Annotated in this window: 16 protein-coding genes; 13 read left to right on the top strand and 3 right to left on the bottom strand. The window is 55.7% G+C overall.

Features of this window, described 5'->3' with window-relative positions:
• Positions 1-6 precede the first annotated feature (6 nt).
• Positions 7-1,329 carry a sodium ion-translocating decarboxylase subunit beta gene (locus ACUVOF_RS03060; RefSeq protein WP_447042965.1) on the top strand — a complete coding sequence of 441 codons (1,323 nt, stop codon included), beginning with the start codon at positions 7-9 and terminating at the stop codon, positions 1,327-1,329.
• 111 nt (positions 1,330-1,440) lie between these two features.
• On the opposite strand, the gene ACUVOF_RS03055 is transcribed toward ACUVOF_RS03060, so the two are convergent.
• Together ACUVOF_RS03055 and ACUVOF_RS03050 are read right to left on the bottom strand one after the other, a co-directional pair.
• The gene (locus ACUVOF_RS03055) at positions 1,441-2,058 is read right to left on the bottom strand and encodes an IMPACT family protein (protein ID WP_447042964.1); all 618 of its coding nucleotides are present in this window, start codon (positions 2,056-2,058) and stop codon (positions 1,441-1,443) included.
• Positions 2,058-2,462, bottom strand: coding sequence for a LexA family protein (locus ACUVOF_RS03050; protein WP_447042963.1), 405 nt, complete (start codon positions 2,460-2,462; stop codon positions 2,058-2,060). Before ACUVOF_RS03050 ends, ACUVOF_RS03055 begins: the two co-directional genes overlap by 1 nt.
• A gap of 211 nt (positions 2,463-2,673) precedes the next feature.
• On the opposite strand from ACUVOF_RS03050, the gene ccmA reads away from it, so the two are divergent.
• The 10 genes from ccmA to smc all read left to right on the top strand — a co-directional run bounded on the left by ccmA (position 2,674) and on the right by smc (position 13,384).
• Positions 2,674-3,294, top strand: a complete 621-nt coding sequence (gene ccmA / locus ACUVOF_RS03045; protein WP_447042962.1) for a cytochrome c biogenesis heme-transporting ATPase CcmA — start codon at positions 2,674-2,676, stop codon at positions 3,292-3,294.
• A 108-nt stretch (positions 3,295-3,402) separates the two neighbouring features.
• Positions 3,403-4,101, top strand: a complete 699-nt coding sequence (gene ccmB, locus ACUVOF_RS03040) for a heme exporter protein CcmB (protein WP_447043225.1) — start codon at positions 3,403-3,405, stop codon at positions 4,099-4,101.
• A gap of 14 nt (positions 4,102-4,115) precedes the next feature.
• Entirely contained in the window at positions 4,116-4,868 is a 753-nt protein-coding gene (locus ACUVOF_RS03035; protein ID WP_447042961.1) for a heme ABC transporter permease, read from the top strand.
• The gene (gene ccmD / locus ACUVOF_RS03030) at positions 4,868-5,059 is read left to right on the top strand and encodes a heme exporter protein CcmD (protein ID WP_447042960.1); all 192 of its coding nucleotides are present in this window, start codon (positions 4,868-4,870) and stop codon (positions 5,057-5,059) included. Before ACUVOF_RS03035 ends, ccmD begins: the two co-directional genes overlap by 1 nt.
• Positions 5,056-5,565, top strand: a complete 510-nt coding sequence (ccmE, locus tag ACUVOF_RS03025; protein WP_447042959.1) for a cytochrome c maturation protein CcmE — start codon at positions 5,056-5,058, stop codon at positions 5,563-5,565. The genes ccmD and ccmE overlap by 4 nt, the downstream gene beginning before the upstream one ends.
• Positions 5,566-5,611: 46 nt before the next feature.
• A complete protein-coding gene (locus ACUVOF_RS03020; protein ID WP_447042958.1) occupies positions 5,612-7,621 on the top strand; it encodes a heme lyase CcmF/NrfE family subunit in 2,010 nt (669 codons plus the stop codon).
• On the top strand, positions 7,618-8,145 hold the full coding sequence (locus ACUVOF_RS03015) for a DsbE family thiol:disulfide interchange protein (protein WP_447042957.1): 528 nt from the start codon (positions 7,618-7,620) through the stop codon (positions 8,143-8,145). Before ACUVOF_RS03020 ends, ACUVOF_RS03015 begins: the two co-directional genes overlap by 4 nt.
• Positions 8,136-8,606: a cytochrome c-type biogenesis protein gene (locus tag ACUVOF_RS03010; protein ID WP_113268694.1), complete on the top strand. Its 471-nt coding sequence runs from the start codon at positions 8,136-8,138 to the stop codon at positions 8,604-8,606. Before ACUVOF_RS03015 ends, ACUVOF_RS03010 begins: the two co-directional genes overlap by 10 nt.
• Positions 8,603-9,841: a c-type cytochrome biogenesis protein CcmI gene (gene ccmI / locus ACUVOF_RS03005; RefSeq protein ID WP_447042956.1), complete on the top strand. Its 1,239-nt coding sequence runs from the start codon at positions 8,603-8,605 to the stop codon at positions 9,839-9,841. Before ACUVOF_RS03010 ends, ccmI begins: the two co-directional genes overlap by 4 nt.
• A gap of 48 nt (positions 9,842-9,889) precedes the next feature.
• A complete protein-coding gene (gene smc, locus ACUVOF_RS03000; protein ID WP_447042955.1) occupies positions 9,890-13,384 on the top strand; it encodes a chromosome segregation protein SMC in 3,495 nt (1,164 codons plus the stop codon).
• Positions 13,385-13,435: 51 nt separating this feature from the next.
• Here smc and ACUVOF_RS02995 read toward each other — a convergent pair whose 3' ends face one another.
• Positions 13,436-14,605 carry a mandelate racemase/muconate lactonizing enzyme family protein gene (locus ACUVOF_RS02995; protein ID WP_447042954.1) on the bottom strand — a complete coding sequence of 390 codons (1,170 nt, stop codon included), beginning with the start codon at positions 14,603-14,605 and terminating at the stop codon, positions 13,436-13,438.
• A 98-nt stretch (positions 14,606-14,703) separates the two neighbouring features.
• On the opposite strand from ACUVOF_RS02995, the gene ACUVOF_RS02990 reads away from it, so the two are divergent.
• Positions 14,704-15,594, top strand: coding sequence for a LysR family transcriptional regulator (locus ACUVOF_RS02990; RefSeq protein WP_447042953.1), 891 nt, complete (start codon positions 14,704-14,706; stop codon positions 15,592-15,594).
• 416 nt (positions 15,595-16,010) lie between these two features.
• Positions 16,011-17,810, top strand: a complete 1,800-nt coding sequence (gene zipA, locus ACUVOF_RS02985; protein WP_447042952.1) for a cell division protein ZipA — start codon at positions 16,011-16,013, stop codon at positions 17,808-17,810.
• Positions 17,811-17,868 lie beyond the last annotated feature (58 nt).

The following is a 17,868-nucleotide window of genomic DNA, read 5'->3' as shown; positions in this document are numbered from 1 at the left end:
CCGGTAATGGATAAATTAGTCACGTTATGGGAAGGCTCTGGGCTGTATAACCTTGAGCTTGGCCAGGCGACCATGATTCTGGTAGGGCTGCTACTGCTCTATCTGGCCATTTATAAAAAGTTTGAGCCGCTGTTGCTAGTGCCGATTGGCTTTGGCGGCATTCTCGCCAACATCCCCGAGGCTGGCTTGGCTATCTCCGCACTCGACCAAGCGATCGAGGTGGCAAAGCCCGCCGTGTTACAGCAGATGGCGGCAGCGCTGGGCGCCACCCTCGATCCGCTGGCTAACGCGGAAGCCTGGCGAGAGTCGCTGCATGCGATTGCTCATGGCGGCGCCGCGCCGGATCAGGTGCGTGCCGCGCGGGATATCGCCGTGGGCGTTGGTTACAGCGATGGCATGCTGTACAACTTCTACAAAGTCGCGATCGGTTCGGGCATCGCCCCGCTGATTATCTTTATGGGCGTGGGCGCGATGACAGATTTTGGCCCGCTGCTGGCCAACCCACGAACGCTGTTCCTAGGCGCTGCCGCCCAGTTTGGTATTTTTGCCACGCTGTTTGGCGCCGTGGTGCTTACATCGATGGGTATCATGGACTTCTCGCTCAATCAGGCGGCCGCCATTGGTATTATCGGCGGTGCAGATGGTCCGACGTCTATCTACGTCTCCAGCGTGCTGGCACCCGAGCTACTGGGCGCCATTGCCGTAGCTGCCTACGCCTATATGGCATTGGTGCCGCTAATTCAGCCGCCAATTATGCGTCTGCTGACCACCGATAAAGAACGACAAATAAAGATGACGCAGCTGCGGCCAGTCTCCAAGCTGGAAAAGGTTGTTTTCCCGCTGATGCTGTTGATTCTGGTCGCACTGTTTCTGCCCGATGCCGCCCCGCTACTCGGCATGTTCTGTTTCGGTAATTTGATGCGCGAATGCGGCGTGGTCGAGCGCTTATCGGATACCGCGCAGAATTCCCTGATCAATATTGTCACCATTATTCTGGGGCTGTCTGTCGGCTCTAAGTTAATGGCCGATAGCTTCCTGACATTTGAAACGCTGGGGATACTAGGCTTAGGCATAGTCGCCTTTGGAATCGGCACGGCCGCCGGGGTATTAATGGCGAAGCTAATGAACCTCGTCAGTAAAATGCCGATTAACCCCCTCATTGGTGCCGCAGGCGTATCGGCGGTACCCATGGCCGCCCGAGTGGCCAACAAGGTCGGGCTGGAATCGAACCCGCACAACTTCCTGCTGATGCATGCCATGGGGCCCAACGTAGCGGGTGTTATCGGCTCGGCGGTAGCGGCCGGGGTAATGATTAAATACTTGGGTTAACCGTTCAAAACAAATGTAAAAACTGGCTTTAAAACGAGTTTTTAAGAGTGACCTATAGAGCGCGACATACTGACACTTTCGGTACGTCGCGTTTTTTTATGCAGGAAGGTGCTAGCCAGCGTGGGCATCGATCACGTTCTTCACGCGGTTTTCCAGCAGGGAAAGATCAAGCGGGCAGTCACGTGGCCAGCCAATAATCAGGCGGACGCCATCGCCGTCGTAGTCGGCTTGTTCAATAGGGATGTCGTGTTCTTCACACCAGGTGCGGGCAATCGCTTCGTTGGCAAAGCTAAGACGTAAGGTATAGGTGTCACGCTCTATGACTTCTTGAGTAGGCAGTGTCTCAAGCGCATGGCTAACCGCTTGGGCATAGGCACGGGCTAAGCCTCCGGTACCCAATTTCGTGCCACCAAAATAGCGGATCACCACACAGCCAATATGTCCCAGTTGGCTACCCTGCAGTACTTGGTACATTGGTCGTCCGGCGGTGCCGCCTGGCTCGCCATCATCAGAGAAGCCAATCAAATTCTGTTCGCCGGGTGGTCCGGCAATATAAGCAGTGCAGTGGTGGCTAGCATTGGGATGTGCGGTTTTCGCGGCGTTCAACATGACGGTGAACGCGCTGATGTCCGACGCGTGGCAGACCCAAGTTATGAAGTGGCTCTTTTCTACTTCGGTGTCAGTCGTATGCCAGGACGAAGGGGGGAGTGCCGGAACCCGGTAGCGCATTAATGCTCCGTGATAGTAGGCTTACTTTTCAGGCAAGCGCTTGGGTGAGGTTCAACACCCATCACCATCCCGAGCACCTGAATATCACGGTTATGCAAAAATAGCGCGGGCTGCAAAACATCTTCAGGCCATAACTCTACCCCAAAGCGGCTGATAGAGAGCTGCCTCAAGGCTATTTTTTGCTGATTGATTTCAGCAACGGCGGTTTCTGTCTGGGCATCATGTTGATAACGCCGGATAATAATGACATCGCCATCGAATAAGTTGCAATCACACAGTGCGTTACCACGCACTTTTAATGCATAGGTATTGCGTCGAGTCACGCTTGGTGCCATGGCGAAAGCCCGCGGTGCTGGTTGTCTATGGCCGAAGGTCGCGGTGGGTACTGCCATCGATATCGTCATTGATAAATCTCCAGTGCTGAGCTCGCCAGAACATGTCTTTTCATACAGTGGTTTTAGTATAAGCCTGTTTTTGCATACAGTGCTAGCATTAATTCGTCTTAACGATCATTGACGGAGATCATGCTGCGACCCAGCGCCGCATAGACTGAGTAGCGAGAAAGGGGCTTTCCGTGTAGAGTTCGACGCGAAATCAATGTGTCTGGAGAGTCCCTTGAGCCTGTGCCTTCAAGCCCGACAGCTGGCCTGTGAACGTGATGACCGCTGGCTGTTCAATGGGCTGGATCTTGATATTCGCAGCGGAGAAATAGTGCGCATTGAAGGTCCTAATGGCAGCGGTAAAACCACTCTGCTCAAAATCCTCTCCGGGCAACTCAGTGACTATCAGGGTGAGCTCTTCTGGAACGACAATTTGATGAGCGAGGCGCGTGAACATTTTCTCGCTAATTTGCTCTATTTAGGACACGCCCCAGGCATTAAATCAGGGCTTTCCCCGTTAGAAAATTTAGCCTGGTATCAGGCGTTAAGCGGGGAGAACGGTGATGAAGATCAGCGCTTAGAAGCCCTTGAACGTGTTGGGTTAGCGGGCTTTGAAGATGTGCCCGCAGGGCAACTCTCGGCAGGCCAACAACGTCGTGTGGCCCTGGCGCGCTTAACGTTAACGCCAAGGGCACTATGGGTACTGGATGAACCTTTTACCGCCATAGATCGTCACGGCGTCGCTGATCTAGAAAGGCAGCTTGTTGCCCACGCTCAGGCCGGTGGCTGCGTGTTAGTAACGACACACCACGAGTTAACCGCTTCACCATTGCTGAGGCGGATAGCGCTGGGGTAGAAGGAGTCAAGATTGCATAGCTCTTCACAGGGTACTCCACATAGAACGTTACAGGGTTCTTCCATTACTTCTGTGCACGGCCCAAGCACTGCCCAACAGGTACCGGCAATGCCCCTGCTCGATCACAGGGGTGGGTTGATGGTTGCCGTGAAGGCTACGTTAGTGCGTGACTTAACGTTGTTGTTAAGGCGCCGTGGAGAAGTGCTCAATCCGCTGGTGTTTTTTGCGTTGGTGATCACCCTGTTTCCGATCGCTATTTCACCCGACCCAGAGTTATTGGCGGTTATTGCGCCGGGATTATTGTGGGTGGCAGCTTTATTGGCTGCGTTGCTGTCGTTAGACAGCCTGTTTCGCAGCGATTATGACGACGGAAGCCTTGAACAGCTGTTGCTGGCGCCGCAGCCGTTGGCTGCGCTGAGTCTGGCAAAGGTGGCCGTGCACTGGCTGCTAACGGGGTTGCCTTTAGCGCTGATGGCCCCCCTGTTAGGCATTATGCTGGCACTGCCGGCGGGTAGTTACGCCGTGTTGGCGCTGTCATTGGCGCTGGGCACGGCCAGCCTGAGTTTGATTGGCGCGATTGGCGCGGCATTAACTGTCGGCTTGGCGCGGGGCGGCGTGCTGCTTTCGTTATTGGTATTGCCATTGTATATCCCGGTACTGATTTTTGGCGCCGGTGCGGTGCAAGCGGCTATTTTCGGCGACGGTGTTTTAGCGCACTTGGCTATTTTGGGCGCGCTTCTCGCCGCCGCGCTGATGTTAGCGCCGTGGGCGATTGCTGCATCGCTGCGTATCAGTATTAACGGTTAAGGACAGGACTCGCTATGTGGGCCTTTATTCATAAGCTAGGATCACCCAAGTGGTTCTATAGTATTAGCGCCAAACTACAACCTTGGTTTTGGGCGGCGGCGGGGCTGCTGATTATCACCGGGTCGATGTGGGGGCTGGCGTTTGCCCCGGCGGATTACCAACAGGGCAATAGCTTCCGGATCATTTATGTCCATGTGCCGGCGGCTTTTTTAGCCCAGTCCATCTTTATCGCCATGGCGGTGTCCGGCTTGGTTTTCATGGTTTGGAAAATTAAAGTCGCCGATATGGCCGCGGCGGTCATGGCCCCGCTGGGAGCCGCGATGACCTTTATCGCGCTGTTTTCCGGTGCGGTGTGGGGTATGCCGACCTGGGGAACCTGGTGGATGTGGGATGCGCGGCTGACTTCCATGTTAATTCTGCTTTTCTTGTATCTAGGGGTGATTGCCCTGCGTGGTGCATTTAACAGCCGGGACAGTGCTTCGAGGGCGGCCTCAGTGCTGGCCATGGTGGGGGTGATCAATATTCCCATCATCAAATACTCCGTGGACTGGTGGTACACCCTGCACCAGCCGGCTTCATTTACATTGACCTCGCGCCCGGCGATGCCCACTGAAATGTGGCTGCCCCTGGTCATCATGGTGCTGGGTTTCTACAGCTTTTTTATCGCGTTAACGCTAATGCGTACACGTAGCGAGATCTTGCGTCGCGAGGCTAACAAACACTGGGTGCAGGAACTGGTCAGCACCCGGGCGAAGGAGGCGCACTAATGGCATTTGGCTCTTTTTCCGAATTTCTCGCTATGGGTGGCCACGCCCCTTATGTGTGGTCTGCGTGGGGCGTTACGGCGCTACTGTTGCTCGCCACCGTATGGCATGCACGTGCTGAACAGCGTCAACTGCTCAAGGGCTTAAAACGCCGTGTAAGGCGGCAAAACGGTACGAGGGGGAGCGCCCAATGACACCAAAACGTAAACAGAAACTCTTTGTCATCCTAGGCCTGGTGTCGCTGGCGGCGATTGCCGTGGGGCTCACTCTGTATGCGCTGCGTGCAAACATTAATCTGTTCTTTAGCCCGGTACAGATCGCCCAGGGTGATGCGCCGATGGAGAGGCAAATTCGTGCAGGCGGCATGGTAAAAGAGGGCTCGGTTTCAAGAGATCCCGACAGCCTGGACGTAGAATTTACCGTGACCGACTACGTCGATGACCTGGAGGTCTACTATAGCGGAATTCTGCCGGACCTGTTTCGCGAAGGCCAAGGCGTGGTAGTGGTGGGTGAGCTTCAGGCCGATGGGCGTTTGTATGCCGATAAAGTCCTTGCGCGCCACGATGAGAATTATATGCCTCCTGAAGTCGCCCAGGCGCTGGAGGAGGCGGGTTATTCGCCTGCCGATTATCAGGCCAAAGCTGCCGAAGTAGGTAAACGCCTAGACGAAGAAGGCGTCCCCGAGGCAAGCGAATACTAGTTAATGCAACACCAGGGTTGGCAACTCAGCCTCATGCGGAGTACACATGTTCATCAAACTGATCCCTGAAATTGGCCACTTCGCGTTAATTATTGCGCTACTCATGGCGATGGTGCAGGCGGTGATGCCGCTGGCGGGCGCAGCGACCCGCCGTCCTTTGTGGATGGCTTACGGCCAGCCGATGGCGGTTGGGCAGTTTGTGTTTATAGCCATTGCCTACGCCTGTTTAACCGCCAGCTATATGCTCGACGACTTCAGCGTGGCGAACGTGGCCAATAACTCTAACTCATTGCTGCCCTGGTACTACAAATTCAGCGCAGTGTGGGGCAACCATGAAGGCTCCGTGCTGCTATGGAGTTTTATGCTGGCAGGCTGGGGGTTTGTGGCTAGCCTGTTCACCGGCAATTTGCCGCGGGATATGGTCGCCCGAGTCATGGGTGTGATGGGCTTGGTCTGCACAGGCTTTTTACTGTTTATTCTGATCACCTCCAATCCTTTCGAGCGGCTATTGCCCAATATGCCCCAGGATGGCGCTGACCTTAATCCGCTGCTGCAGGACTTTGGGCTGGTGGTTCATCCGCCAATGCTTTACATGGGGTACGTCGGCTTTTCTATCGTTTTTGCATTTGCCATTGCGGCACTGATGGGAGGACGTTTAGACGCCGCCTGGACCCGCTGGGCTAGGCCTTGGACGAATCTGGCCTGGGCGTTTTTAACCGTGGGTATCGCGCTGGGCAGCTGGTGGGCCTATTACGAGCTTGGTTGGGGCGGCTGGTGGTTCTGGGATCCGGTCGAAAACGCATCGCTGCTGCCCTGGTTAACGGGCACCGCTTTGGTTCACTCACTGGCGGTAACGGAAAAGCGTGGCTCGTTTAAGAGCTGGACCGTGCTGCTGGCGATTTCGACCTTTTCGCTATCACTGATGGGAACCTTCCTGGTCCGCTCGGGCGTGCTTACCTCGGTGCATGCGTTTGCCAACGACCCAGCTCGCGGGTTCTTTATTCTGATGTTGCTGGCGATTACGGTGACGTTGTCGCTCATAGTATTTGCGCTGCGCGCCCCACGGGTGAGCCATAAGGTTGGCTTTAACTGGCTCTCCCGCGATGCGCTGCTGCTGGTCAATAATATCTTTCTGGTGATTATGACCGTCACCGTACTGCTCGGTACTGTCTACCCACTGATTCTGGATTCCTTGGGTTTGGGAAAAATCAGCGTAGGCCCGCCCTATTTTAATGCCTTGTTTGTGCCGCTCACCGTGGTGATGTGTATCTTTATGGGGCTCGGTTCCGTCACCCGTTGGAAAGGTATGGCGATGCGCGACCTTGTCCGTAAGCTATGGCTGGCGGGTGGTGCCGCCCTAGTGCTGGGCGTGCTGATGCCGCTGCTGTATCGCGGCGAGTGGAACCTGTTCGTTTCGTTAGGCATTGTCTTGGCATTATGGATTGTGCTGCCGATGGTGCGTGATGTATTCGATAAGACCCGCCACGCCAGCTCGTTTGTCGCCGGCGTACGCAAACTCTCGTTGGCTTACTGGGGCATGGTACTAGGTCATGTGGGTGTGGCTGTCACCATCGTCGGCGTCACTGTGGTGTCTAATTACAATATCGAGCGCAATGTGCGCATGTCGCCGGGTACGACGGTAGAAGTAGCGGGTTATCAGTTCACTATGAACGAACTGACCGAACGTCGCGGACCTAATTTCCTAGCGGATACGGCGATCCTTCAGGTTCAGCGCGGCGAGTCGGGCCGTAGCTTTACCATGCGACCTGAAAAGCGCCTCTACTTGGCGACCGGCATGCCGATGACCCAGGTTGCTCTGCGACCAGGGCTGTTTCGCGATCTCTATGTGGCCATGGGAGAGGATCTTGGCGATGGCAGCTGGGCAATGCGAGTTCAATACAAACCCTTTGTGCGTTGGCTATGGCTGGGTGCGTTGCTGATGGCGTTTGGCGGTGTGCTGGCAGTGCTCGATAAGCGCTACCGCCGTGCTGCGGTAAGCCGCGAAGCGCCAAAAGTGGCCAGCAGAGGCGATACTGCCCAGGAGGCCACCGTATGAAGCGTCGGCTACTGCTGTTATTGCTGCCGATAAGCTTTTTAGGCTTGGCACTATTTTTCTACCAAGGCTTAGCGCTGGATCCCTCCCAGCGCGACTCAGCGTTGATGGCGCGGGAGTTCCCCGCCTTTGAAGCCACCACACTGCGCGATGAGAACCGCCGGGTCGACCAAACACTATTAGAAGGTGAAGTGACCCTGGTGAACGTTTGGGGCGAATGGTGCCCCGCGTGCAAGCAGGAGATGCCACAGCTGCTGGAGCTGGCTGACCGCGATATCCGTATGGTCGGGGTTAACTACCGTGATACCCGCGAGAAGGGCCTGCAGTTTCTCAGCGAATTTGGCGACCCGTTTGAAGTCAATATTTTTGATCCAGAAGGCGAGCTAGGGTTTGATCTCGGGGTTTATGGGGCCCCCGAAACCTTTTTGGTCGATGCCGACGGCGTGATTCGCTACCACCATAAAGGCTATGTCTCGCCGGAAGATGTGCGCGAACGGATACTGCCGGAGGTGGAAAAATGGCGTTGATACGTAACATCACCGCATTCTTGTTGCTGTTAATAGCGTTTGGTGCAGTGGCGGGCGGGATAGAACTGCGCGAATTTGATGACCCGGTCAAGGAAAAGCGCTATCACGACTTAACCGCCTCCATGCGCTGCCCGCTGTGTGAAAACCAGGCGATTGACGATTCCGACGCTCCTATTTCAGGGGATATGCGCGAGCGTGTTTACCAGCTACTGCAAGATGGCCAGTCGGATACCGAGATTATCAATCATATGGTGCAACGGTTTGGTGAATATATTCTCTATAACCCCCGTTTAGAGAGCCGTACCTATTTGCTCTGGGGGTTACCCATCGCCCTGGTACTGCTAGGCGCGGTCATTATCGTGTTGATGGTTCGCGCACGCCGCAACGCCTCGGCCAAAGCGCTGAGTGCCGAAGAGCGCCAGCGTATAGAAGCGCTGACTAACCGTAAGGGGGCCTCATGACGCTACTTTGGGTCGCAATTGCTATTTTACTACTTCCAGCGCTATGGCTGCTGGTGTCGCCGCTTAGGAAAGCTAAGTCGTTGGACGATCAGCAGTACGCCTTTGAAGCTAACGACACCTCTGCCGAGCAGAACGTAGCGATTTTTAAGCGTCGTCTGGCGTCGCTAGAGGCAGCACGTGAACGCGGTGATATCGATCCCACGCGCTTTGAAGAAGACCGCCTAGAGCTTGAACGTAGCCTGCTGGAAGATACCGCCGTGCTCGAACGGCGCCCTTTGAAGCCAGCCAGCGCCGGTCGCCTTGTGGTGCCATTAGTCATGGTTGCAATGGTCGCGGTCAGCGTCATTTGGTACCAGCAGCAGGGCGCGGAGGGTGACCTCGTGCTGCTGGCAGTTCAGCAAGAGGTTCAGAACGACCCGGAAGGGTCGCTTTCCATGTATATTGAGCGCATGGAAGAGCAGGCCGAACGGCAGCCAGATAATCCCAATGTATGGAGTGCGCTGTTTCCGGTCTACCGCGAAACCGGCCAGATGCCCAAGGCCGCGGCGGCGCTGGAACGTTTGATTGAGATTGAAGGGCGTATCCCTCCGCTGCTCGCGCAGTTAGCACAAATTCGCTTCTTCATGGCCGAGCGTGAACTTACCGACGAGGTGCAGGCGCTGGTTGATGAAACCTTGGAGCAGGATCCTCGCCAGCCCACTGTACTGGGTTTGTTAGGTATTCACGCCTTTGATGACGGCGATTACGAGCAGGCGATTGACCACTGGCGCCGGGCAATCGCCAACATTGAAGATCCCAACACCGTGTCTTCGCTGCGTGATGGTATTCAAGTGGCTCAACAGCGCATGGGTATTGAACCTGAAGAGACCGTCGCCGAAGGCAACGGTGTTCGGGTGCGCGTCTCGTTGGATGAAGCGCTGGCCGAGCGTGTAGACGATGATGCCAGCGTCTTTATCACCGCGCGTGATACCGAAGGCGAATTACCGCCCCTGGCGGTCGTTCGGGCCCAGGTGTCCGAGCTGCCCATGACTGTGGTACTGGATGACAGCGCAGCGATGTCGCCCCAGGCAAAAATTTCCCAGGTGCAGGAAGCCCGTTTAGTGGTTCGCGTTTCGCCCACCGGTGAAGCCATGCCCCAGCCGGGCGATCTATTTGGCGATCTGGAAAGCGTCAGCGTAGGGCCAATCTCAGACGATGAAGCCGCCGAGGTGGTGATTAACCGTGTCTTTGAGTAGCCGCGTTTTGAACCGCCCTGTTTTGACGCCGCGAAGCGTGACGCCAATATGCGTTTAACCTCGATACGCTTAGTCGGGTTCAAGTCATTTGTAGACCCTGTGACGGTGCCTTTCGATGGCAATATGACCGCCATTGTGGGGCCCAACGGCTGCGGTAAATCCAATATTATTGACGCCGTGCGTTGGGTGATGGGGGAGTCCTCCGCTAAAACCCTGCGCGGCGAATCCATGGCCGACGTTATTTTTAACGGTTCCACCGGCCGGAAACCCATCAGCCAAGCTTCCATCGAGCTCAAGTTCGATAACCGCGACGGCGGCATGGGCGGTGTTTACGCGCAATATGCCGAAATAGCCGTTAGGCGTTTAGTCACTCGCGACGGGCAGTCCAACTACTTCTTCAACGGCCAAAAGTGCCGCCGCCGGGACATCGCCGATCTGTTTATGGGTACCGGGCTAGGCCCGCGCTCCTACGCCATTATCGGCCAGGGTATGATCTCGCGGTTGATCGAAGCCCGCCCTGACGATCTGCGTTCGACCTTGGAAGAAGCCGCGGGTATCTCCAAGTATAAAGAGCGCCGCCGGGAAACCGAAAATCGCATGCGGCGCACCCAGGAGAACCTGGAGCGCCTGGACGATATTCGTGAAGAGTTGGATAAACAGCTAGAGCGCCTCAAGCGCCAGGCCGAAGCCGCCAAGCGCTACCAAGAGCTTAAAGAGCAAGAGTACCGACTCAAGGGCGAGCTGGCGCTGTTGCGCGGCCGTACCCTGCGCGCAGAACAATCGCACCAGGAGAGCCGCGTTCGTGAATTGGAAATAGCGGTAGAAAAAGACGTCTTTGGGGTGCGCCAGTGCGAAACCCGCTTGGAACAAGCCCGCGAGCAGCACGACGAACTTTCGGAAGTATTGGATCGCCACCAGCAACAGTTCTTTGAAACGACCACGCGCATTGCCCGCTTAGAGCAGGATCAAGCCCACCGCCGTAGCCGTGAAACGCAGTTGGCCAGCGATATCGCCACCGCCCGGCGTGACCTGGACGAGCAGCGCCGGGTGAGCGAAGGCGATCAGGCACGTTTAGCCGCCATTGATGAGCGCTTTGACGACCTGCTCCCCGAGCACGAAGCGTTAGAGGAGCAGCTAGAAAGCCTGGAGCAGGCGCTTGCCGATGCATCCCCGGCGCTAGAAGCCGCCGAGCAGCAGTGGAGCGATGCCGAAACCCGCTGGCGGGATGCCAGCCGCGATGCGGACCGTTCCCAGGATCAACTGCGTGACCTTGAACAGCGTATCCAGCGCCTGCAGGCGGAAAATCAGCGCCGCCGCCAGCAACGCAGTGAGGTCTCCGATCTTACTGGGCTGCGCGAAGAGCATAGCGTGTGTGAAGAGCAGTTAGCCGCTGCCCAGCAGCAGGCGGAAAGCTTTCAAACCCAGCGCGATCAGTGGCAGCAGCGCTATAGCGACGCCAAAGCGGCCTACCAGCAGGCTACCCAGTCCCGCGATCAGCAGCGCGCTGAACTCAGCCAGCGTCAAGGGGAGTTGGCCTCACTGCAAGCGCTAATCGACGCTGCATTGGCAGACCACGACCCAGCGCTCGGCACGACACTTGAAGCGCACGGACTGACAGAAGCACCGCAACTCGGTGAAGTACTACAGGTCGAGCCCGGTTGGGAAGCGCTTACTTCCTGGCTACTCGCCCCCTGGCTCAATGCGCGGCTTGTCACCCCCCAACAGTTGGCAGTCTTGCCTGAGGCCTTAGCCACCGACTGGCGCTTGATTGATAAAACGCCACCAGCCGCCTCGGCGTCTGGGCAGCGGCTGGATAGCCTCGTCAAAGGTGCCGGTGCACTGGGCGAGTGGTTAGCAAGCATTCACTACACACAAACGACAGCAGAAGCGGAGGCAAAGGTGGCCCACCTCGCCCCCGGCGAAAGTGTGGTCAGCCAGGAGGGCGTATGGCTGGGGCGCGGTTGGCTACAGCAGCAGGCCAACGGTGAGGGCATCGACGGGCTACTGCTGACACGCCGCCGTTACGCCGAGTTGACTACACAGCGCGAACGTGAAGAAGAAGCGTTGGCGCTGGCCGAGGAGCAGTGCGACGTCGCTAGCGAAGCCATCGAAACCCTGGAGCAGGAGCGCGAACAGCAGGCTGAGCAAGAGCGCACTCATGCCGCCAGCCTGCAGCAGATAGCGGTTAAAGAGCGCAGCCTGGCGCAACGTTTGGAGCACTTGGAAAGCCGCGCCACGGAGTTGGATGAAGAGCTTGCCCAGCTGCAAGAGGATGAAGCAGAGTTAGCGCTTACTCTTGATGAGCAGCGTGCCCGCTGGCATTTGGCCATGGAGCAACTGGAGAGCGCGGCGCAAGCGCGGGAAACCAATGCCGAGCAGCGTAACCGACAGCGTGAGGCGCGTGACCAGTTGACGCGACAGCACGCCCCACTCAAAGCTCAGCAGCAGGCGTTGGCATTAGAACGCGAACGCTTAAGTGCCGAGCGCGATAGCCTCCGTTCCCAGCAGGCGCGCTCCAGTGACGTTGAGGAGCGCCTCTCGCTGCGTATTGCTGAACTGGAAGAAGCGCGGGAAATGCTGGTCGAGCCCGACGAGCTGGCGGGGGAAGAACTCGAAGAATTACTCCACCAGCGTGAGCAGCAGGAAGGGCGCTTGAATGCGACGCGCCAGCAGGCCCAGGCGCTGGCAGAGCAACTGCGTAATGACGAACTGGCTCGCCAGCAACACGAGCGCAATCTTGAGCAGAGCCGCGAGCAGCTCCAGCAGCGGCGTATGGATGTGCAGGCGCTGGCACTTAAAGCAGCCACCCAGGATGAGCAGCTAACGGAGCTTGGCCATAACGTCGAGACCCTCGCCGAACAATTGCCGCAGGAAGCGACGGAAACCCGTTGGCAGGAGCGCCTGGAAAGCACCACGGACAAGATTCGCCGCTTGGGGGCGATTAACCTGGCCGCCATTGAGGAGTACGACCGACAGGCCGAACGGCGCAACTATTTAGAAGCCCAGCACGCTGAACTCACGGAAGCACTGGAAACCCTTGAGCGGGCGATTAAGCGTATCGATCAGGAAACCCGGGTGCGCTTCCGCGAAACCTTTGATCAGGTCAATGCTGGGCTGCAAGCGCTGTTTCCCCGTGTGTTTGGTGGCGGCGCGGCATGGCTAACGTTGACCGGGGATGATCTGCTGGAAACCGGCGTGGCGATTATGGCCCGTCCACCGGGCAAGAAGAACAGCACCATTCATCTGCTTTCGGGCGGTGAAAAGGCGCTTACCGCACTATCGCTGGTATTCGCTATTTTTCAGCTCAATCCCGCGCCGTTCTGTATGTTGGACGAAGTAGATGCCCCGCTAGACGACGCCAATGTGGGACGTTACGCCAAGCTGGTGAAAGAGATGTCCGAGAACGTTCAGTTCATCTATATCACCCACAACAAGATCGCCATGGAAGCCGCCGAGCGCCTGATGGGGGTCACCATGCAAGAACCCGGCGTTTCACGGTTAGTCTCGGTAGGTATTGAAGAAGCGGCGGCGCTGGTCGATTAAGCGCCTTCGCTCCCAAATCTCACTCTTAACTTTCACGTTCAGCATTCACACTTAACTTTCACCAAGCGCGCGCATGACGGCATAAAGTTTAGACTTCGCTTCAAAACCTACACCGGGAATGTCTGGCAAGCCTACATAGCCATTCTCCACCTGAATACCATCTGCAAAACCACCAAACGGCTGGAAAACGTCCGGGTAGGATTCGTTGCCGCCTAGCTGTAAGCCTGCGGCGATATTCAGCGACATCTGGTGGCCGCCATGGGGAACCACACGGCGCGAAGACCAGCCAAGCTCATCCATGACCTGCAGCGTTCGCATATACTCCACCAAACCATAGGAGAGTGCGCAGTCAAACTGCACGTAGTCGCGGTCGGGCCGCATACCGCCATGGCGAAGCAAGTTGCGTGCATCCTGATGCGAGAATAGGTTCTCGCCAGTCGCCATGGGCAGCTCATAGTGGTTGGCAAGCTCCGCCTGCAGGGCGTAGTCGAGCGGGTCGCCAGCCTCTTCGTACCAGAACAGGTTATAAGGCTTGAGCGCTTCGGCGTAGGCGATAGCGGTGGCTTGGTCAAAACGGCCATTGGCATCCACGGCTAACCGGCTGCCATCACCGACTACTTTAATAACGGCTTCGATGCGGCGTAAGTCCTCTTCTAGCGGTGCGGCGCCAATCTTCATTTTGACCACGTTATAGCCGCGATCCAGATAGCTTCGCATCTCATCCTGCAGTTTGCTGTGATCCTTGCCTGGGTAGTAATAGCCACCCGCTGCGTAGACCCAAACGTTATCGTCTGCCTGCCCGTTACGGTAACGATCAGCCAGCAGCCGATAAAGTGGCTTGCCCTCAATTTTGGCGACTGCGTCCCAAATGGCCATGTCGATTGTGCCTACCGCCACGGAGCGTTCTCCGTGGCCGCCGGGCTTTTCGTTGGCCATTAAGGCTTTCCAGATAGCAAAGGGGTCCAGGTTGTCATTGGCCTGATCAATCAGGCTTTCCGGGTCGGCCTCGCAGATACGGTCAAGAAAACGGTCACGCATCAAGGCGCCCTGACCATAGCGGCCATTGGAGTTAAACCCGTAACCAATCACAGGCTTACCGTCGCGAATAACATCGGTGATGACCGCCACCACCGAACAGGTCATCTTGGAAAAGTCGATATAAGCGTTGGCAATGGGCGAGGCGATGGAAACGGTTTTTTCGCGGATTTCAACGATGCGCATGCTGTGCTCCTTAAAGGGTGATGGCACCACATTAAGCGTGACAATTCGGCGCTACCAATGCTATTACTGCGCCACCCCATGCTGAAACGGCATTGCCCATGGAGCTTGTTTGGCTCGAAGATTTTATCGCTTTGGCAGAACACGGCAGCTTTGTGCGCGCCGCCGAAGCACGCCATATTACCCAGCCTGCGTTTAGCCGACGCATTCGCTCGCTTGAACAGTGGATGGGTGTCAGCCTGTTTGTGCGCACGCCCCAAGGCACCACGCTCACCGAAGCTGGCGCCCATATTCATACCCGTGCCTTCGAAGCGACAAGCCGCCTTTATCGGCTGCGCGCGGAAGCCCAGGAGGTGGCAGGTAAAGCAGCGAAAACCCTGCAATTCGCCGCCACCCATTCGCTCTCCTTTACTTTTTTTCCGCGTTGGATTCGTCAGGTTGAAAGCGGAGCGCCGATTGAGGCCATTCAGCTCCACTCAGACAGCATGCTTGGCTGCGAGCAGCTGCTGTTGCAAGGAGAGGTTCCCTTTTTGCTTTGCCATCGCCATCCCGACGTACCATCGCCACTGGCCAAGGAGCATTTTGACAGTCAGCAAGTCGGTAATGACACCCTCATCGCATTGATGGGAAGCTCGGTAGACGGTCATAACGCAACTAATCAACTACCCTATTTAGCCTATACCGAAGCATCGGGGTTGGGGCGGATTGTAGCTCATCGTTTATACGGTAATAGCGAGGTGTTAGCGCTTAAACCGCAGTTTAGTAGCCACTTGGCCGCCGTGCTGATGTCGATGGCCCTAGAAGGTAAAGGCGTTGCCTGGCTGCCGAAAAGCCTTGCAGAGCAGGAGTTTAGCGATGGGCGATTAGTGCGAGCACTGGATGAGCAATGGGATATTGCTGTGCAAATCCATCTTGTACGGCCAATAGCCCCATTAAGCGTTGCCGCCGAAAACTTTTGGATGCGAGTGTCGGATCAACGTCCAAGCGGTTAACAAAGAGCGATTAATAGTTGGCTGAAAGCGTAAAAAAATACCCTAAAGTTTATAACTTAACTATATTACCCCTTATTGTGCGCTTGAGATGGCTAAGCATTTTATAAGCAGGTTATGGTTTGGGAGGGGGAAATTGTCAAAACGGCTTCTCTTTCGACTAGGATTCCTTTATAAATTTGTTTATAAATGTTAAACAAAATGTTTGCGGCACTTTTTATTGAATTAAGATCGAAATTTTTTGCCTTAAACGGTGTCAACACTTTGCCGTGACGTGAAAATTGCGTTAAATACAGCAAAAATTGGCCATTTTCATAGCAATCGCGCTATGCTTGGTGACAAGTACTTATTAACTAGCAGTTACCCAAATTCAGGCATGGTGCCTTAGCAACCGGCAAGATGACCATGGAATGTTCGACATGGAATTAAGAGAGTGGCTAATCATTTTAGGGTTGGCGTTGGTATCGCTTATCGTTATTGACGGTGCGCGTAGGCTTCAACGTCAGCGTCGTGTACCCCGTCTAGACCAAGCGGATAAAGACCTTTCAGGCAATCCGCTGGAAAGTTCCGAAGATCCCGAAGAGGCGGCTAAAGCTGCAGAGATTAATTGGGAACTTCCCAATGGTGGAGCTCGCGTTATTAAGCCCGCTGACTATAGTGGCTTAGGCAATAAGCCGAAGTTAGAACGTCAAGAGCATCCCGGCCCCTCCAGGGTGCTCTCTGAGTTTAGGCGTTCGGCATCAGCCAAAGCAGCCAAACGTAAAGCGGATAGAGTAGAAAAAGCAGCATCAGTTGCAAAACCTCAGCCATCCAATACGATAAAAACGCCGCAGCCGGTTGCTACGGCTACTTCATCTTCTACTCCCTCTATGCCGACTGAGCATGAGCGCCGGGAACCCAGTATTTCTATGTCTAACGCGCCGTCCAACGCGTCAAATGCTGATATCCCGCAGGCCCGGGCAACAACTAGTGCTCAGCATGATGGCGAGCCGTCAGATTATCCTGCCGCAGCACCTAATCCCTCGGTTACTGAACCAGGCGTACAAGCAAATGAGCCAGCGACGCCTGATTCACTTTCCATCGCTGCCAGCGATAAAGAGCTTGAAACAGCGGAATGGTCTCAACATGAGCAAGGACCAGAGCCTGTGTTACGTGCCGAGCCTGAAGATGCCGTATTTGCCAAACATGCCAATGAGCATTCACCTAAACGACGCCAATTGCGTTCCGATACGGTAGGTGAATACGATGAGCTGGATGATGATGAAGTCGATGAATATCGCTTAGTTGATTTTGAAGGAATGGGGCGCTCACTTAAGCGCCGTTTGATCGAGCGCCGCAAAGAAAAACAGCGTAAAAAGGCTGAGAAAGCGGTGCGAGATAAGGAATTAGCTAAACAGAAAGCTGAGCGTAAAGCGCTAGAAGCTGAACAGCGCCGCGAAGCAAAAGAAGCTGCTGAGGCAGAGCGTGTCCGCCTTGCTCAAGAACAGGCGCAAGCCCGTGAAGAAGCCGCGGCCAGTGCAGCTGCCGCAGATAGGTTAGCGGCTCAGCAGCGTGCCGCTGACGAAGAAGCGCGTCGCTACGAAAGTAATGCGTATACAGCCCATGAAGATGGTTTTGAAGATAATGTTGAAGAACGCTTTGAAGCTGACGATTATAACAGCGAAGTTGCCGATGAGCGTGAGGTTGATGAGCGAGTCCGCGTACACCCGACCATAGAAAAAGCCTTGCGCCACGATGTGAACGGTGAACACGCCAAAGAAACATTGAGCAATGCCGAAGAAGTCGTGGTGATTAGCGTTCTCTCCCGAGACCCAGAAGGTTTCGATGGCACCAAGTTGCTTGATCTAATGATGGTGTGCGGGTTGCGTTACAGTAGCGCGATGGGTGTTTTCCACCGTTTTGAAACTGAGAGCGATGATAGCGAGCTGCAGTTCTCGATGTTGAACGTGGTTAAGCCTGGCACTTTCCCCATTGAAAAGATGGGTGAGTTTATGACGCCAGGCATCACCCTGTTAATGCCGCTGCCTGGGGCAATTGATAGCTCCGTTGCTTTTGAAGCCATGGTAGAAACCGCCATGGTGGTGGTACGTCATATGGGCGGCGAGCTGAAAGATGAAAACCGCAGTGTAATGACCGCACAAACGATTGAATTTGCCCGCCAGCGTGTACGTGAATTTGAACGTCGTCACCGTTTACAGCGTCACATGCAAGCCCGCTAATCGTCGTCCGGTAAGGGATGCCTGCCGTTATACACCCGCCTTCTTGCCAGAAGGCGGG

This window comes from Vreelandella sp. H-I2, assembly GCF_052959335.1.
Note: the sequence above shows the minus strand (reverse complement) of the source record. Positions and strands in the feature narration are given on the sequence as shown.

Bases quoted from the DNA above. Each gene is read 5' to 3' on its own strand.
- zipA (WP_447042952.1), top strand. From the start codon at position 16,011: ATGGAATTAAGAGAGTGGCTAATCATTTTAGGGTTGGCGTTGGTATCG.
- ccmI (WP_447042956.1), top strand. From the start codon at position 8,603: ATGACGCTACTTTGGGTCGCAATTGCTATTTTACTACTTCCAGCGCTA.
- ACUVOF_RS03055 (WP_447042964.1), bottom strand. From the start codon at position 2,058: ATGCGCTACCGGGTTCCGGCACTCCCCCCTTCGTCCTGGCATACGACT.
- ACUVOF_RS03015 (WP_447042957.1), top strand. From the start codon at position 7,618: ATGAAGCGTCGGCTACTGCTGTTATTGCTGCCGATAAGCTTTTTAGGC.
- ACUVOF_RS03010 (WP_113268694.1), top strand. From the start codon at position 8,136: ATGGCGTTGATACGTAACATCACCGCATTCTTGTTGCTGTTAATAGCG.
- ACUVOF_RS02990 (WP_447042953.1), top strand. From the start codon at position 14,704: ATGGAGCTTGTTTGGCTCGAAGATTTTATCGCTTTGGCAGAACACGGC.
- ccmD (WP_447042960.1), top strand. From the start codon at position 4,868: ATGGCATTTGGCTCTTTTTCCGAATTTCTCGCTATGGGTGGCCACGCC.
- ccmB (WP_447043225.1), top strand. From the start codon at position 3,403: ATGCCCCTGCTCGATCACAGGGGTGGGTTGATGGTTGCCGTGAAGGCT.
- ccmE (WP_447042959.1), top strand. From the start codon at position 5,056: ATGACACCAAAACGTAAACAGAAACTCTTTGTCATCCTAGGCCTGGTG.
- ACUVOF_RS03050 (WP_447042963.1), bottom strand. From the start codon at position 2,462: ATGACGATATCGATGGCAGTACCCACCGCGACCTTCGGCCATAGACAA.
- smc (WP_447042955.1), top strand. From the start codon at position 9,890: ATGCGTTTAACCTCGATACGCTTAGTCGGGTTCAAGTCATTTGTAGAC.
- ACUVOF_RS03035 (WP_447042961.1), top strand. From the start codon at position 4,116: ATGTGGGCCTTTATTCATAAGCTAGGATCACCCAAGTGGTTCTATAGT.
- ACUVOF_RS03020 (WP_447042958.1), top strand. From the start codon at position 5,612: ATGTTCATCAAACTGATCCCTGAAATTGGCCACTTCGCGTTAATTATT.
- ACUVOF_RS02995 (WP_447042954.1), bottom strand. From the start codon at position 14,605: ATGCGCATCGTTGAAATCCGCGAAAAAACCGTTTCCATCGCCTCGCCC.
- ACUVOF_RS03060 (WP_447042965.1), top strand. From the start codon at position 7: ATGGATAAATTAGTCACGTTATGGGAAGGCTCTGGGCTGTATAACCTT.